The following is a 14353-nucleotide window of genomic DNA, read 5'->3' on the forward strand; positions in this document are numbered from 1 at the left end:
TGCAGCTCCTTTTAAACACCTGCTCTATCGTTTAGAATATGTTGAACATCTCCAGTGACGCAGGCTTGACCTTGTTTTCCCCTTCCACCCGGCAGCCTGGAGCTCCTTTGCAATCAGCCGGTTAAAAAAGCCGTGACCAATCAAAGCCACTGTTCCGTACTCTTGAGCATTGGCGATCAGCATATGAGCCGCCTCTTCCGCTCTGGTCGTGGCTTCCTTTAACGATTCACATTCTCTTGAATAACCTAAAAACCATAATGAACGCAATATGATCGCCCAAGTGTTGGCTTTTAGTTTAATTGTGTCAAGCTCCTTCGGCAAACGCGGAATGTCTACCTCACGAAACAAGGAATCCGACAACAGAATTTCAGTCTGAAGGAAACCAGCGGATTCTATTGCCCGATTCAAATCACTCGTTAACACTGCATTGGCAAGAGAAATTTGTTTGACAGTCGATGGAGGATATCTTTTTTCTTTCCTGACACCCGCCTCATTATACCGTTCAAACCAGTTCTGCAGTTCTTTTTGGGTCAGACGTTTGGAGCGTGTATGGGTGGATTTACCGTGCCGAATCAAATGAATCTTCATAACATTTCCCCTTGAGCCGGTCACCAGACCATTTTGTAAAGCAGCACATCATCGATAAATTCATTGTCACTGCGCTGGATTTCATTGACCTTGCGTCCTTCTTCCTGAAATCCCATTTTCTTATAAAGAGAAAGGGCCCGCTGGTTGTCTGAAAAGACGCCTAAACTGACTTTCTTAATATCCTCATTGCGTTCCGCCCACTCAAGCAGTGCGTTTACCAGCAGCTTACCGATGCCTTTTCCCCGATGCTCTGCACCTACCATCATGCCAAGAGAACCCGTATGCGCAAGCCGTTTTCGATGGGAGGATTGAAACACAATCCAGCCGGCAAGCTCTCCGTTAATTTCAGCGACTATGAAGGTCTCCCGGTCCTGATCAATTATTTTTTCCAGCCATTCAGTGTGACGGGACAGATCGTCAGTGAACTCTTCTGGCAGGGTAATCAGATAGTTCATCTCTGACACCACCGCTTTTTGAAGAGCAAGTGATGACACTGCATCATGAAGTGTTCCGCTTCTAATTTTAATTACATCTTGTTCTGCTGCCATAATTCCACCTCCATCATCTGCTACACGCGGTCGCGAAGCCCTTCTTGTACAAGCTGGAGAAAATCCTCCTTTTGATCAGGATGGCAGGCGATTAAATAGGGTTCGCTGCTCATTCCTTTAAATTCATTTCCGTCAAAATCAATGACAATTCCGCCTGCTTCCTTTACCATTAGCAACCCGCCGTATAAATCATCACCCTCGGAATTGTATAAAATAATCCCGTCAATATCTCCTTTTGCAAGCATCGCCCACTGCAAAGTAGGAGCCCACAGCCGCAGCATTCGTTTGCATGTTACATCTATGTAGTGTCTTAACTGCACCGCTTTTGCTTCGTTTTGCACCTGGTGCCCCTGAATCCACGCAACTGTCAGCCGGGAGAGGCCTGATTTCGTTTTTATATTAATCGGCTTTTCATTGCAGAACGTTCCCTCCCCTAAAACAGCGGTATACATTCGATCGGCTACCGGTTCATAAGTAACTCCAAGCACCGGTTCTCTTTTATACAGCAGTGAAACAGAGGCTGAAAATACAGGGAACCCCATCGCAAAATTGTGCGTGCCGTCAAGCGGATCAATTTGCCACAGCCAGTCGCTTGTGAGGCCATTATCCCCTGCTTCTTCACTATGAATCTGATGATCAGGGAATGCGCCGGAAATTTTGTCTAAAATTATTTTTTCTGCTAAAAAATCTGCTTCTGTAACCAGATCGCCAAATTGATCTTTTTCACGTACCTCAATTATCTGGTCAAACCGTAATTTTACTGCCGCACCTGCTTCCAGTACAGCCTGCTGCGCTGCTATTTTTGCAGCGGGTAAAAGTGTTTTCATGTTGTCCTCCTTTTAAATATGCTGACGCGATTTTTGCCGCTTATCTTAAAAAGACGCACCCTTGTGAATGCGTCTGATCAAATCATTTTTTTGGAGGCTCCAGCAGCAGTCCTACATAGCCAAAGTCTTCTGTGAAATCCCAGTCCAGAAAAATCTCTTCTATTTTACGGTTCAGTAGTTCATCCAGATTGGCTTCTACAAGAAGCGAGCGTTCCATTGGGCGTTTCGTAAGCTTAAGCACTTCCGTATAGCCTTCTTTAATCAGCGCCTTTTCAATTCCCACTAAAATATCTGTTCTCTTTACTAAAACTGTGCGTTCACTTAACCAGTACGTATCGACTCTGCCGGGAATCCTTTGTGCTTTTTCTGTTGCATTTCGAATTCGCTGTTTAAATGCTTCTTTATCAATAAAGGAGGGGCCGTCAAACGCTGACCCTTTAGGTTCGCCCTTCATTACTCCAATAAAAAAGCCGGTTTCAAGCTCAAGGTTCCAGTCTGCATAAAATTCATTAATATCCAAATCAGCTATTTTTTTAAGCTCATTTTTTATATCTTCCCGCAGCTTTTGCACCAGCAGATCGCGAATCTCCAGCACTCTTTTCCATTCATTTCGCTGAAGCAGCACTTTTTCCATTGGCGCAAGAAAGCCGCGAAAATGGATCGTGATAAATGGTTGATTGATTGTTACATAAACTGATCTGGGTCCTTTTCCGAAATGATCCCGAAGCAGCGTTGAAATATATCCGCTTACTTCCTTCTGGATTGTTTTTTCTGCAGCCATTCAATCAATCCCCCTTATTTGGTAGTCGATTCTCTCCAGCCTGTATATGTAAGCTGCCCTATGCTTCGTCCAAAATCAATACATGATACCCTTTATCTTTGTGGAAGTCCCAATCGACGAATAATTCTGTTACGGTTTTATTTAACGCTTCATTTAAATTAAACAGTTTTAAGATGCGATACTCCATTGGCCTTTTCGCTAGTCTTAACTGTTCTTCGTTTCCAATTTTTATTAGTTCTTTTTCGATATCCACCATAATTCCTGAACGCTCAATTAAAAGATATCGATCATTGAGCCAAAAGTATTGAATGGAATCCGGCTTCTTTTCTGTATGAATACTGTTTATCATAAAAATTTGCCGGACGGTGTCTTCATCTACGTCATCAGGCCAAGTCAGTGATTCATTTTTTTGCCCGGAGTCTGAAATAGCCAAAAGCATACCCGTTCCGGTTTCAAGATTCCAATCGGCATAAAGTTCACTATACTGTCGATCGGTCATCGATCCAATGCTCTCTAAAAATTCTGATTTTAATGAATAAATCATAAAATCTCTCGTTTCGAGCACCCGTTTTTCATTTCCTTGCTGCACAAGAATATTTTCGCTGGGCAGCAAAAAATTCTGGAGATGAATCAGTGTAATGTAAGGATGGGTGAACACCATCGAAACATTTGGTTTTTGTCCAAAATGCTTTTCTACAAACTCTTCAATAAATGATGTAAGATCAGCCATAAAAAACACTCCTTTATCAAATGAATGGAGGCATGTATTTCGTACAGTTTTAAAAGTTTCATCTAGTATAAATGCTCAACCGTTTCTTTTCCAATCAAAATCAATCCGCTGCCCGTACTAACACAATTTTCTTATTTTTTGTTTAGTTCGCGCAAACACGGGTAGACAAGTGTGATGAAATAATATTCAGGAGGGGTTAAATGACACACTATGATGAACGGTTTTTATTTCAAAGAGATTTGAACCGTTTAAAAGAATTGAAATCCACCATAACTTCTGAAAACTGCAACTGGATCGTACTCGACGACCAAATCAATTTGTTAACCCGCACCCTCCATTTAATTCAACATTAAGACCATGAAGGATCAGTCAGGAAAGTATAAAGGTTTACTCTTTGTTCTTTTCCCTTTATACTTGTACTAATTGAAAAACATTTGCGTTTTCAATCCTGCAGAATAAATAATTACTCGTATTTTAAATCTTAATATAAAGAGGTAATATGTCACGGGCTTTTGAACCGCTGACAAAGCCGAAAAAGCATCACACCTGCTGTGGTCTTTTTCGGTTTTTTTTATTGGAAAGGACTGGTTGTTGCATGAAGTATTTTGTGGATCATAAAAAGAAAAGAATTCACCATAGCAGTCACGCGGGTACTCAATGTGATTTTTTTGATACCCCTATTGAAAAGAGGGAATTCACTACTGATTTATCTTACGTATCAAAGCTTGAGCAGGAAAGACATTATGCCAAATGTCCGCACTGCCGTGAACTTTTAAGCACCACTTCATAGTGAGATTACCTAAAAGGCATGAATAGAATCACTGAAAATATGGGCTGCTCATGATCATCAGAATTTGATGATCATGAGCAGTTTTTAGTTTAGTTAAAATTCCTCATAAAAAGCAGGGTCCTGGTCGTTCATCCTGCCTCCCGGATGAGACAGCTCACCGATCCTGTTCATCTCTCTTTCGCTAAGTGTAAAATCAAAAATGGACAGATTTTCAAGCTGCCTGACCGGCGAAGAGGATTTTGGAATAGAGATGGCTCCAAGCTGATAGTGCCAGCGTAAAATGACTTGAGAAACTGTTTTATGATGAGCAGAAGCAATGGAATGAATGGATTCATTTTTCATAAGCTCAGCGGCTCTCGCCAGTGGACTCCAGGACTGCGTTTGAACGCCATGATCCTCATGCCATTTTCTCTGATCTGCCTGATTAAAGAACGGATGCAATTCCACCTGATTAATGCTTGGCAGCACGCCAGTTTCTTTTTCTAATCGGTCCAGGTGCTCCGGAAGGAAATTACAAACACCGATCGAACGAATCAGCCCCCATTTTTTCGCATCCATTAGCGCTTGCCATGCTTCCACATACTGATCCTGTTTCGGGTTAGGCCAATGAATCAAGTACAAATCATAATAATCCAGACCTCCGCGGTACAGCGATTCCTGAATGGCAGTTACCGCGTCATCATACCCTTGATAGCGTCCTGGCAGCTTGGATGTGATAAGCAGCTCTTCTCTTTGAACCGTGCTGCGTCGGACTGCTTCTCCTACCGTTCCTTCATTTTCATAGTTGTAAGCAGAATCAATTAGACGATAGCCATGGTCAATCGCTCCTGTGATCGCATGTACGCCGTCATTTCCTTTCAGCTTATATGTACCTAATCCGATTACCGGCACCTTTAAGCCGTCATGTAAAGTTACTTCTGGTATTGGATGACTCATGAGTAAACGCCCCTCTCTGTGTTGTCTTAAGTGTACCATTTCTTCTCATGATCGTTCTAAAAATTCGAAATATGGATGAATTCTTTTGCTTATCTATTTTCCACGTGTGAAAACCAACTTTCAGGAAACGATAAGAAGACAGTGAAACAGTAAAGGAATGAGGAGCATGTTAACGATTCAACAGCAGCATTTCCTGCGGAGCGAGCTTCTTGCCAGAAAAAAGGCACTGGAAGTTCACTTTAAGCACAATGATCATTTTGACCTGCAGCGAAGCCAGAAGGACGCTGTGGGTGAGCTTTCTTCCTATGATAATCATCCGGGCGATCTCGCATCTGAATTATACGAAAGAGAAAAAGATCTTGCGTTAAATGAACATGAAAGATTTGAACTTGAGGGTATTTTGGCAGCGCTGCAAGCGATGGAAGTGGGCATGTACGGCCGCTGTATTACGTGTACAGAGGAAATTCCCTATGACCGATTAGAAGCACTGCCCGCCACGCGTTATTGTGTCGACCACACACCAGACCGATACCGATCCCAAAACCGTCCAATTGAAGAAAAGATCCTGACAGCTGACTTCAGAAAAACGGAGCGAAGCAAAAAGAAAGAAAGTGCCGTCTATGATTCGGAGGATTCCTGGCAGGACGTGGCGCGTTATGGCAGCTCTGACTCCCCATCTGACCTTGAACATCCTCCTTCAGAATATGAAAATATGTATGCGGACTGGGAGGAAAACCACGGGTACGCAGAGGAATACGAAAATTTTGTCGGTGTGGATTTAGAAGGCAATATGACGGTTTATCCGAACAAGCAGCATGAACGCTACGAGGATGTACTCGATGAGGAAAATATTATGTCTTTATTGGGTGATTTACCTGCTGAGGAAAAAGATCCATATACAGACTGACCGTATGATGTGAATGAGCCTGGGGCCAATAGGGCTAAGGCTCTTTCACCGGTTCACGGAGCTTCACGGGGGACGGTTGTGATCTCCTCACTCACACAACTTCTCCAGCACAGGCAGAAGTGTCTCTGCTTTTTCCGTGAAGCTGTACTCAACCTTATGAGGAACCTGAGGGTACTCTTTGCGTTTCACCATTCCATTCTTATCATTCTCCAAATAATTCTATCAGCAGAAGGAAATCCTCTATTTGTTAAATGAAGATTGACAATAGAATATTTTTCCTATTAACTGAAATCAACCCATAAATAAACAGGAGGGACATTTGTTGAAGCAAAACCCTAAAAAAGAATGGTTTTCATGGTTAAAGTCGATTCTGATAGCTTTTATCATCGTATTAATTTGCAGACATTTCCTCTTCTCACCTGTATTGGTAAAAGGAATTTCAATGGAGCCTACTTTCGAAGATCAAAATCGTGTGGTGATTTCAAAAATAAGTGAAATCGAAGCATTTGATTTAATTGTTTTTGACTCTCCCATTTCATCCGATCAGCATATTAAACGCGTCATCGGCTTGCCGGGAGACGAAATTGAAATAAAAGAAGACATCCTTACCATTAACGGCATCCCTTATTCTGAACCCTACCTCGAACAAAACAAGGAAAAGCTGCTTTTTGGCGAGCCTTTAACGGGCGATTTTTATCTTAAGGTTCCGGAAAAATCGCTATTTGTTCTTGGGGATAACCGAAGAAAAAGCATGGATAGCCGGGAGTATGGGGTGATTTCAGAGGAAGTTGTTTTGGGAGAAGTAAAAGCAAGGATTTATCCATTTAGTGAAATAGACTTGTTTCAATAAATCAAATAAGGAGCCTGAGACAAATCTGTCTCAGGCTCCTTGCCGGTTCACTGCGCTTTATTAGGAATGTATACCACAGTGTGGGGCTCTCTTAATTACAACGTAACCTGTTCTTTCAATTCCTTCTTGATCAGCCCGGCTGACTTGACTTTTACATGTAAACAATCAGAGATACTGGTCTGGTAATGCTGTTGACGAATCGCTTCTTTCAACTCGTCAACCGTTCTGCATACTTCATCGAAGCGATTGAAAATCGCTCCGTATTGCAGAAAGTGATGAGTATCGCTTCCTCCAACCACCGGAACACCATATTGATCTGCAAATTCTGCCACCAGCTTTTCCATTTCTGGGCCTGCTTTAAACAAATCTTTTCCATTTAAATCAAACGCATCAAACTGCTTAAGCAATTCCGGATCATGGTGATGCAGCGGAGTTGATTTGCGCAATGGATGAGCACCAATTTTAAGTACGTTATAAGGTGCAAGCAGGTTAAATAAATCCGCAATTGGAATAAAGCTATCTTCCTCAGTAAATGCCGTCAGTTCCATAGAAATCGAGCGAATGTCATCACGATTTCCAACAACAAGGTAATGTCCGACTTCTTTTACATCGATCTCCATTCCCGGAAAAACGGTGAGTCCATTTACATCATAGGTGTGGCCGTCATAGGGAAACGAATTGTCAAGCATGTCATAGACTTTAAGAAAGTCAGGTGCATTAAAATGTTCCGTAAGGGCCAAAGCCGTTAATCCTGCCTCTTTTGCTTCATTCATCTTTTTCGTGAATTCCTCCAAATCAACGGGAATTCCTTTAGATAGCTTTGCGTGTGTATGAAAATCAATAATCATGTGATTAATACTCCTTTTATCTATAAAATCTGCCTTGTGTGCAGTCATTTACGGTTTAATTAAGCAGTTAAATAAGGGATTCCTGAAAATATCATAAGAAGAAAACACATGGTTGCTCCTAAAAAAACAAGATCGCCTGGACCGACTTTCATGTAGGAAAGCTTCTGCTTTTTCGCTTCTTTACTGTGAAGTGAATACGGAAATCCTCTTACTTCCAATGCTTCTACCGTTGTTCTTGTCCGTTTTGCCACATTTAATATCATCGGATAAAAAGCCAGGACCATGATCTTGCCGTAATAAACAGCCATTCTCCAGCCGAGCAGTCCTTTTTTCTCTGGTCCCTTTCCTCGCATTAGAAAGGATTGGAAAATATGTTGGTATTCATCAAGCAGGATGGGCAGCATACGATAGCCGTAAGAAACACCGAACCCAAACTGCGCCGGCACTCCAAAGCTGATCAATGCGTCACTAAGCTTTTCCGGGTCCATGCTTGCAAAAACGGCTATACTCGCAATAGACATAATCGTAATCTTCATCGTGAAGGTCAATAAAGCGAGAAACGCCGTAATATCTCCCCCGAAGAAAAGCACCACTACTGTAATCCAGCCAATCTCACTTACAACCCCAAAGGAAAGCAGACCCAGTATTAAAGGACTCACCTTTGAGATAATGGCCAAAATTGAGGTGAACACAACGAGAGTAAACAGGATCCACTCGTTAAATGTAAACCACGGAACAATGCTGACAGCAAGGTACCAGATGATTAATATACGAGGGTCCAATTTGGCTAAAAATGTATCACGATTACCAAAAGCGGTTTTCATCAGTTCCATTTTCACATACTCAACACTTAACTTTTCACGCCATGCACTCAAGAGCTGCACCTACTTTCATCGCCTCTTCCATTTCTTTAACAGATAAAAAGACGGGTTTACATCCTAATTGCAGACTCAATTCCACGATTTGAGGGGGACGCAGATTCGCCTTTTTCCACGTTTTTTCATCCTGGAATAAGCTTCGGGGGGCTCCATCAAAGATGACTTCTCCCTCTTCCATTACAATGACACGTGTGGCCCACTCTGCGACAAGTTCCATATCATGCGTTGCGACAATGACGGTTTTGCAATGATCAGATGTTTTGTGGAGCATACGCGTCATCTCTCTTCGTGACACAATATCCAGACTTGCCGTAGGTTCATCCAGCAAAAGAACCATAGGCCGCATCGCCACTCCTATCGCCATCGAACTGCGCCTTTGCTGTCCTCCGCTGAGCAAACGGGCATCCCGCTTGGAAAGATCGTGCAGGTTAAACGATGTGGACAATTCGGATAAAAAAGCCTGATCTTTTTCCAGCCGCCCGCGTGACCTTGAAAAGAAGGATAAATCCTTCTCCACTGTATCCTGAATCATCATTTCTTCGGGATTTTGAAATACATACGCAACATGATCAGATAAATCAGAAGCACGTATTTTGCGGATTGGATTTCCCTCCACTCGGATTTCTCCGTCAGAGGGCCTGGAGAGTCCGGCAAGCGCTTTTAGAAGCGTCGTTTTACCCGCTCCATTTGTTCCGACAAGGGCGACCTTTTCTCCTTCTCCAAATGTCAGGGAGATATTATTTAAAATCGTCTTTTTGTCTCCGTCCATTGTTCTGACATGATGAGAGACCTCTTCTGCTTCAATTGTTTTCAAAGGATTTTTCTCACCGTTTACCTTCTGTTGAGAAAAGGCCCTGACTTCTTTTCGAATCGGCTGAAAGAAAGATACACCCTGCTCAAGCGTAATGGGATAGGACATAGTTCGTTGTCCATTCAGTCCGGCAGCAAGCTGAGTAACCTGGGGAGGATAAATCCCAAGCTCCATTAACTCCTGCACCCGCGACAGCCCTTCATGAACAGGAAGCTTCCAATTCACTTGCCCGTCCTTCATTAAAAGAAGAGTTCGTGCATAATCTGCAATAAATTCAGTATGATGTTCAATGACAATAATCGTTTTTCCATGTTTTTCATTTAATTCTTTTAATTTTTCATAGATTTTCTTTGCATGATAGGGATCTAATTGCGCCACCGGTTCATCTACTATGATGATCCCGGGGTCCAAAGCCAGCGCACCGGCAATCGCGGTCAAATGTTTTTGACCTCCGCTCAGCGACCAGATGCTCTGATCTTTTAAGTGCATTAAATCCAGTACCTCAAGAGCCCATAATGCCTTCTCTTTGTAATCCGGTTTCCCAAAATTTAAAGGAGCAAATGCGACATCGTCTAATACAGTCGGACGCATCAGCTGCTGTTCAAAATCCTGATACACATAGCCGACTTCCTGGCTTAATACAGCCACCGCACTAGTAAATGCCTCTTTTCCATTGACTGAAACTTCGCCCTTGACGTCTCCTGCGTAATAATGAGGGATTAATCCATTCATTGCTTTACATAGAGTCGATTTTCCGCTGCCGTTATTCCCTATGATGGCAAGAAATTCTCCCTTTTCTACTTCAAGTGACGCTCCTTTCAGTACCCATTCTTCACTGCCCGGGTACCGAAAGTGTACGTCATTCATTTGAATCAATGCCTGTGTCATGCGATCTTAGAGTCTACTTTCTTTTGAGATTTTCCCATTTTAACCGCTATAGTTACGATAATAATGAGCACAATGGCAGCAGCGGAAATCGGCAGCCAGATATATTGAGAGCCGAATTGCTCTAAGAATTCAGGTTCCCATACAGCAAAGTTTATATCCATTTCAGCCATAAACTCTGCCACAATCGCAATAAAACCTAAGAAGATTGAAATAATAATAAATCGAAGTGAAATCCATTCTGTCATGGAAGCCTGAGGGCGCGCATCCCGCGGTTTCATACCAAGCAGCGGCTCAATCTTTCCATATAATCTCGGGATAAAATAAAGAGTTGGAAGCAATCCAAACAGCACACCTGAGATGACCATTTCATTCACAAAACTAAAGGCCTCGATCGCCACAATACTTTCAGGTAAACCAGGAACTGCTTCGATTCCTTCAATACCAAACCATACTTTTCCGATATCCACAATGGTGCTGAGCATCTGATCGATCCCCACCCCAATAATGACTGCTAAACCAACCTGGCGGCGATTTCTTGGATCTTTTACCAAGAGTCCCGCAATATACATGGCAAGTGTAAACTCAATGAATCCTTCTAATTCACCAAGACCACTGAAATCTCCCATTAATAAATCGCCAAAAATAATTTCCCCAACAGAAGCACCAAGCGCCGCATAAAGCGGATTAAACAAAATACAAAGAGTAAGAGGGATAAAAGCAAAATACGAAACAGATAATTCCACTGGACCAAACGTAAACTCCGGTAGTAATTCCGTGAATAAATTAGCCAGTCCGAAAAGGGACATCGCTAATATAAAAATCATCATTTTCTGAGACTGAGTAATTTCCTGCCGACCTAACTCTGCCATTGTTTTTTCCTCCCTAAATGTGAATCTATTTTTCTTACACATTTATCGTACAAAATAAAGATGAAGGGAAAATATAAATAAGGTTTAGCTTTTGTAAAAGAATTTAAGTTTTTAATAAGAATGAAAGTTTTTTTACATCGTTTTCCGATACCCTTATATACTCTAGTAAAAAGGAGTGATCGGCATGCAAAACTCATTAGGACACAGACACGGACAATTCACATCGAAACAGCTCCGCGTCACGCAGGTGCTCGAGAAAAGAGGGACGAGTGTGGCGTATATGACAGAGCAGGAGGTGGCAGATGAAGCAAAAGTAAGCATTGCAACCGTTTCAAGATGCTGGGCACTTCTCGGTTATATGAACTTTAAAGATTATAAAAAAGCAATGAAGAAAAAACTCGAAGTTACTCCGGAAAACAAACTTAAAAACGCAGTTGAAGAAGTTCAGCAGCAGGACCTTCTGACCAATATGGTTCAAAAGCAGATGAATCATTTAGCTGAAACAAACCAGCACGTATCAAGAGAAGATTTTAATCAGGCTGTTCTTCTTATATCACGCGCAGACCCTTTGTTCATCTTTGCACCCGGTCCTTCTGAGTCTCTTGGCTGCCTTGCACAATTTCGTTTATCACGATTGGGAGTGCCTGTTGCTGTAATGCCTAAAAGCGGACATGAATTATTTGAATCTATGATTCACTTATCCTCCAGCAGTGTCTTATTAATCTTTCAATTTGTGCAAACACTTCCTGAAACAGATGTACTGGTAGATTACGCAAAGGAAGTGGGCTGTCGTGTAGTATTGGTGACGGACCGGTTGTACTCGGATCTGCATCGTCAGACAGAAAGCACGTTATTTGCAAGGAGAGGGGAATTATGGGAATTCCATTCAATGGTGCCTCCCATGATGATTATTGAATCTCTTATTGTAGGGATCGCGATGCTAATAGGAGAACCTGCCATGGAGAAATTGGAATTACTTAGTAAGGTAAGAAAAAATTATAAAGCCAAAATACCAAAGTAACTGTAGATTTGATTCTTATCGAACATAAAAGAGCCTGAGACAAGGTGTCTCAAGCTCTACGACTGGTTCACTTCGCTTCAGTCGGACGCTTTCCGCAAGGACGGCGCTGAGCCTTTTCAAAGCCTTGCTCTGTAAAGACTCAGCTTGCTGCCATGTCCTGCAGGTGTCGCCGCCTTCCGTTCCGCTCACCTAATACTGCTAATGAAAATATCTTCATTTTTAAAACTTTCTTGAGTTTTGTCCCAACCTCGACGCTTCCACATTTGAAATCTCTTAAGGAGAAGTTGAAAAGCCTCCTCCTGCAGCGGCTAACATAAAAAACAATACTAAAATGACGATATAAACGACCAAAAGAATTCCTGTTACAATCAGCATAGCGCGGGAATACTTTTTACGCTGACCTTCTTCTGAACCAAAGCCCCATACGAACAGCAGCACAAGATTGACCAAAGGAATCATTAATAAGAAAAGAGTGCCAACCCAGCTTTTTGTGGTCATTTCCTTGTGATTGCGATTTTCAGGGTACTCAGCAGTTGTTTCATGCTGCATCTGTTTCCCTCCTTTCTTTAAACTCGAAGTTAAAATGGAAAATACTTCTTCATTTCTATACCTTTGCACACCCCTATTTAAACTTGTATATAAGATAAAAGTTTCATAATATGAGGAATTAAATAAGAGAAATCAATGTTGTTGCCGTCTAAATGCAGCGACTGAGACAAAAGTGTCTCAGCCTCGTTGCCCGGTTCACTGTGCTTCAGGTGGACGCTTTCCGCAGGAACGGCGCTGCCCTGTAAAGTCTCAGCTTGCCGCCATTTTCTAAATTTTGAAGTTTGATCCCTGCCTCTTTGTTTTAAGCTGCCTTAGACTGCTTATCGGCTCCGGCATAGGTCCACTTTCTCCAAATAAACTCAAGCGGGCCCTGATTAAACTTTTTCAAAATCAAGTAGCTGAGCACCACCTGTACCGCGTAGATCACAATCGCAATTCCTACACCCTGCGTTTTTGATACCTGACCAAAAAGACCGAATCCGTATCCATTAAAAATGATCACCGCAATAATCGATTGCATCAAATAATTTGTCAGCGCCATGCGGCCGACCGCTGCAAATGGCATAAGCATTTTTTCAACGGACGCTTTCCTCGTTGCAAGAACAACAAGCGCCACATAAAACAGCATAAGAAGCGGTCCACCGAGCATATTCAAGCCCTCTGCAAGAGGAGAAGTTAAATACGCCGGCCAGTCAAATACATTGTATTGAACGGCTACTGAAAGGCCGACTAATGGCGCCCCAATGCCAAGTCCAAGCCATAAAATCTTTTTCCATCTTTTGATATTGCCTTCAATATCCTTAAACATCCCGGTTTTACCGAAATAAAGACCGATTAAAAACAACGGCAAAATCGTCGGAACCAGCAAAAGGACCTGGAAAAAGATAAAGAGAACTTCATTAAAAAAGCGAAAAGACAGGATTTCTCCGTAACTGCCTGTTGCCATAACAGACACTGCTGCGAGTTCTTCAGCCTTGAGGGATTCAATCGTCTCAAACCCTTCCGCAATGGTATATTCCATGCTCCAGCCGCTGCCAATCAGAAGAAGGGTAAAAAACAGGCTGCCTGCTATTAATAAAGCAATACCCCAAATTTTAATGACCTTAGGTGAACGGTGAACAAAGAGCGGCAGCAGAAACCCTGTAATGGCATATGTATGTAGAATATCGCCCGACCAGATAAAAACAAGATGAACGATTCCAAGAACCAGTAAAAACACGAGCCTCCGCATAAAGAGCTTCGCTGCCGGGAGATTTCGCTGCATTAAACGGGTGTAAAAAATATAAAAACCTAAACCAAATAACATCGAGAACATCGGATAAAATTTGCCGTCAACCAGCAGTGCCGTCAGAATGGTCAGCGCCCCGTTCAGACCGCCCTCAGGCAGACTTTCTCCTTCTACTAAACTGCTCATATTGTTAAAAATAGGAGTCTTGAAAGCAATCATATTTGCGATCAAAATTCCAAAAAGCGCAAATCCCCTGATCATATCCAGCGAATGGATGCGATCCCTCATTGATATCGAACTCATT

The 14353-nt window shown here is 42.3% G+C and carries 16 protein-coding genes and 1 pseudogene; 4 read left to right on the plus strand and 13 right to left on the minus strand.

Annotated features, from left to right (window positions below):
- Nucleotides 1-24: 24 nt before the first annotated feature.
- The 5 genes from ACQCT8_RS09480 to ACQCT8_RS09500 form a co-directional block, all read right to left on the minus strand.
- Nucleotides 25-588 carry a histidine phosphatase family protein gene (locus ACQCT8_RS09480; RefSeq protein WP_426870476.1) on the minus strand — a complete coding sequence of 188 codons (564 nt, stop codon included), beginning with the start codon at nucleotides 586-588 and terminating at the stop codon, nucleotides 25-27.
- A gap of 20 nt (nucleotides 589-608) precedes the next feature.
- Entirely contained in the window at nucleotides 609-1136 is a 528-nt protein-coding gene (locus tag ACQCT8_RS09485) for an N-acetyltransferase family protein (RefSeq protein WP_426870478.1), read from the minus strand.
- Between the two features lie 20 nt (nucleotides 1137-1156).
- Nucleotides 1157-1963 (minus strand): inositol monophosphatase family protein, encoded by an 807-nt coding sequence (locus ACQCT8_RS09490; protein WP_426870480.1) that lies wholly within the window; start codon nucleotides 1961-1963, stop codon nucleotides 1157-1159.
- 82 nt (nucleotides 1964-2045) lie between these two features.
- Nucleotides 2046-2744: a DUF2294 domain-containing protein gene (locus ACQCT8_RS09495; RefSeq protein ID WP_426870482.1), complete on the minus strand. Its 699-nt coding sequence runs from the start codon at nucleotides 2742-2744 to the stop codon at nucleotides 2046-2048.
- Nucleotides 2745-2802: 58 nt separating this feature from the next.
- Nucleotides 2803-3474 (minus strand): Na-translocating system protein MpsC family protein, encoded by a 672-nt coding sequence (locus ACQCT8_RS09500; RefSeq protein WP_426870484.1) that lies wholly within the window; start codon nucleotides 3472-3474, stop codon nucleotides 2803-2805.
- Nucleotides 3475-3674: 200 nt separating this feature from the next.
- On the opposite strand from ACQCT8_RS09500, the gene ACQCT8_RS09505 reads away from it, so the two are divergent.
- Entirely contained in the window at nucleotides 3675-3827 is a 153-nt protein-coding gene (locus ACQCT8_RS09505; protein ID WP_426870486.1) for a hypothetical protein, read from the plus strand.
- Between the two features lie 530 nt (nucleotides 3828-4357).
- Here ACQCT8_RS09505 and ACQCT8_RS09510 read toward each other — a convergent pair.
- On the minus strand, nucleotides 4358-5200 hold the full coding sequence (locus ACQCT8_RS09510; RefSeq protein WP_426870488.1) for an aldo/keto reductase: 843 nt from the start codon (nucleotides 5198-5200) through the stop codon (nucleotides 4358-4360).
- Between the two features lie 166 nt (nucleotides 5201-5366).
- Between ACQCT8_RS09510 and ACQCT8_RS09515 the strand changes: the two genes are divergently transcribed.
- Nucleotides 5367-6107 (plus strand): TraR/DksA C4-type zinc finger protein, encoded by a 741-nt coding sequence (locus ACQCT8_RS09515; protein ID WP_426870490.1) that lies wholly within the window; start codon nucleotides 5367-5369, stop codon nucleotides 6105-6107.
- Between the two features lie 87 nt (nucleotides 6108-6194).
- Here the strand turns inward: ACQCT8_RS09515 and ACQCT8_RS09520 are convergent.
- A pseudogene (locus ACQCT8_RS09520) lies at nucleotides 6195-6302 on the minus strand (winged helix-turn-helix transcriptional regulator); the annotation flags it as partial.
- Between the two features lie 127 nt (nucleotides 6303-6429).
- On the opposite strand from ACQCT8_RS09520, the gene lepB reads away from it, so the two are divergent.
- On the plus strand, nucleotides 6430-6957 hold the full coding sequence (gene lepB / locus ACQCT8_RS09525; RefSeq protein WP_426870492.1) for a signal peptidase I: 528 nt from the start codon (nucleotides 6430-6432) through the stop codon (nucleotides 6955-6957).
- A 95-nt stretch (nucleotides 6958-7052) separates the two neighbouring features.
- Here the strand turns inward: lepB and ACQCT8_RS09530 are convergent, their stop codons facing one another.
- From ACQCT8_RS09530 to ACQCT8_RS09545, 4 genes are read right to left on the minus strand one after another with little or no spacing between them, the layout of a single operon-like run.
- The gene (locus ACQCT8_RS09530; protein WP_426870494.1) at nucleotides 7053-7805 is read right to left on the minus strand and encodes a PHP-associated domain-containing protein; all 753 of its coding nucleotides are present in this window, start codon (nucleotides 7803-7805) and stop codon (nucleotides 7053-7055) included.
- 59 nt (nucleotides 7806-7864) lie between these two features.
- Complete coding sequence (locus tag ACQCT8_RS09535; RefSeq protein ID WP_426870496.1) at nucleotides 7865-8689, minus strand: energy-coupling factor transporter transmembrane component T family protein; 825 nt, start codon at nucleotides 8687-8689, stop codon at nucleotides 7865-7867.
- Entirely contained in the window at nucleotides 8664-10382 is a 1719-nt protein-coding gene (locus ACQCT8_RS09540) for an ABC transporter ATP-binding protein (RefSeq protein WP_426870498.1), read from the minus strand. Before ACQCT8_RS09540 ends, ACQCT8_RS09535 begins: the two co-directional genes overlap by 26 nt.
- Nucleotides 10379-11251, minus strand: a complete 873-nt coding sequence (locus ACQCT8_RS09545) for a cell division protein FtsQ (RefSeq protein WP_426870500.1) — start codon at nucleotides 11249-11251, stop codon at nucleotides 10379-10381. The genes ACQCT8_RS09540 and ACQCT8_RS09545 overlap by 4 nt, the downstream gene beginning before the upstream one ends.
- Nucleotides 11252-11435: 184 nt before the next feature.
- On the opposite strand from ACQCT8_RS09545, the gene ACQCT8_RS09550 reads away from it, so the two are divergent.
- On the plus strand, nucleotides 11436-12272 hold the full coding sequence (locus ACQCT8_RS09550; RefSeq protein ID WP_426870502.1) for a MurR/RpiR family transcriptional regulator: 837 nt from the start codon (nucleotides 11436-11438) through the stop codon (nucleotides 12270-12272).
- 273 nt (nucleotides 12273-12545) lie between these two features.
- Here the strand turns inward: ACQCT8_RS09550 and ACQCT8_RS09555 are convergent, their stop codons facing one another.
- Both ACQCT8_RS09555 and ACQCT8_RS09560 read right to left on the minus strand, forming a co-directional pair.
- On the minus strand, nucleotides 12546-12821 hold the full coding sequence (locus ACQCT8_RS09555) for a hypothetical protein (protein WP_426870504.1): 276 nt from the start codon (nucleotides 12819-12821) through the stop codon (nucleotides 12546-12548).
- A gap of 301 nt (nucleotides 12822-13122) precedes the next feature.
- On the minus strand, nucleotides 13123-14352 hold the full coding sequence (locus ACQCT8_RS09560) for a DUF418 domain-containing protein (protein WP_426870506.1): 1230 nt from the start codon (nucleotides 14350-14352) through the stop codon (nucleotides 13123-13125).
- Between the last annotated feature and the right edge of the window lies 1 nt (nucleotide 14353).

The organism is Jeotgalibacillus proteolyticus, from assembly GCF_050107735.1.
GTDB lineage: Bacteria > Bacillota > Bacilli > Bacillales > Jeotgalibacillaceae > Jeotgalibacillus > Jeotgalibacillus proteolyticus_A.

Excerpts from the sequence above, each read along its gene's own strand:
- ACQCT8_RS09545 (WP_426870500.1), bottom strand. The coding sequence starts at position 11,251 with ATGGCAGAGTTAGGTCGGCAGGAAATTACTCAGTCTCAGAAAATGATG.
- ACQCT8_RS09485 (WP_426870478.1), bottom strand. The coding sequence starts at position 1,136 with ATGGCAGCAGAACAAGATGTAATTAAAATTAGAAGCGGAACACTTCAT.
- ACQCT8_RS09500 (WP_426870484.1), bottom strand. The coding sequence starts at position 3,474 with ATGGCTGATCTTACATCATTTATTGAAGAGTTTGTAGAAAAGCATTTT.
- ACQCT8_RS09490 (WP_426870480.1), bottom strand. The coding sequence starts at position 1,963 with ATGAAAACACTTTTACCCGCTGCAAAAATAGCAGCGCAGCAGGCTGTA.
- ACQCT8_RS09480 (WP_426870476.1), bottom strand. The coding sequence starts at position 588 with ATGAAGATTCATTTGATTCGGCACGGTAAATCCACCCATACACGCTCC.
- ACQCT8_RS09505 (WP_426870486.1), top strand. The coding sequence starts at position 3,675 with ATGACACACTATGATGAACGGTTTTTATTTCAAAGAGATTTGAACCGT.
- ACQCT8_RS09560 (WP_426870506.1), bottom strand. The coding sequence starts at position 14,352 with ATGAGTTCGATATCAATGAGGGATCGCATCCATTCGCTGGATATGATC.
- ACQCT8_RS09515 (WP_426870490.1), top strand. The coding sequence starts at position 5,367 with ATGTTAACGATTCAACAGCAGCATTTCCTGCGGAGCGAGCTTCTTGCC.
- ACQCT8_RS09495 (WP_426870482.1), bottom strand. The coding sequence starts at position 2,744 with ATGGCTGCAGAAAAAACAATCCAGAAGGAAGTAAGCGGATATATTTCA.
- ACQCT8_RS09540 (WP_426870498.1), bottom strand. The coding sequence starts at position 10,382 with ATGACACAGGCATTGATTCAAATGAATGACGTACACTTTCGGTACCCG.
- ACQCT8_RS09555 (WP_426870504.1), bottom strand. The coding sequence starts at position 12,821 with ATGCAGCATGAAACAACTGCTGAGTACCCTGAAAATCGCAATCACAAG.
- ACQCT8_RS09530 (WP_426870494.1), bottom strand. The coding sequence starts at position 7,805 with ATGATTATTGATTTTCATACACACGCAAAGCTATCTAAAGGAATTCCC.
- ACQCT8_RS09510 (WP_426870488.1), bottom strand. The coding sequence starts at position 5,200 with ATGAGTCATCCAATACCAGAAGTAACTTTACATGACGGCTTAAAGGTG.
- ACQCT8_RS09550 (WP_426870502.1), top strand. The coding sequence starts at position 11,436 with ATGCAAAACTCATTAGGACACAGACACGGACAATTCACATCGAAACAG.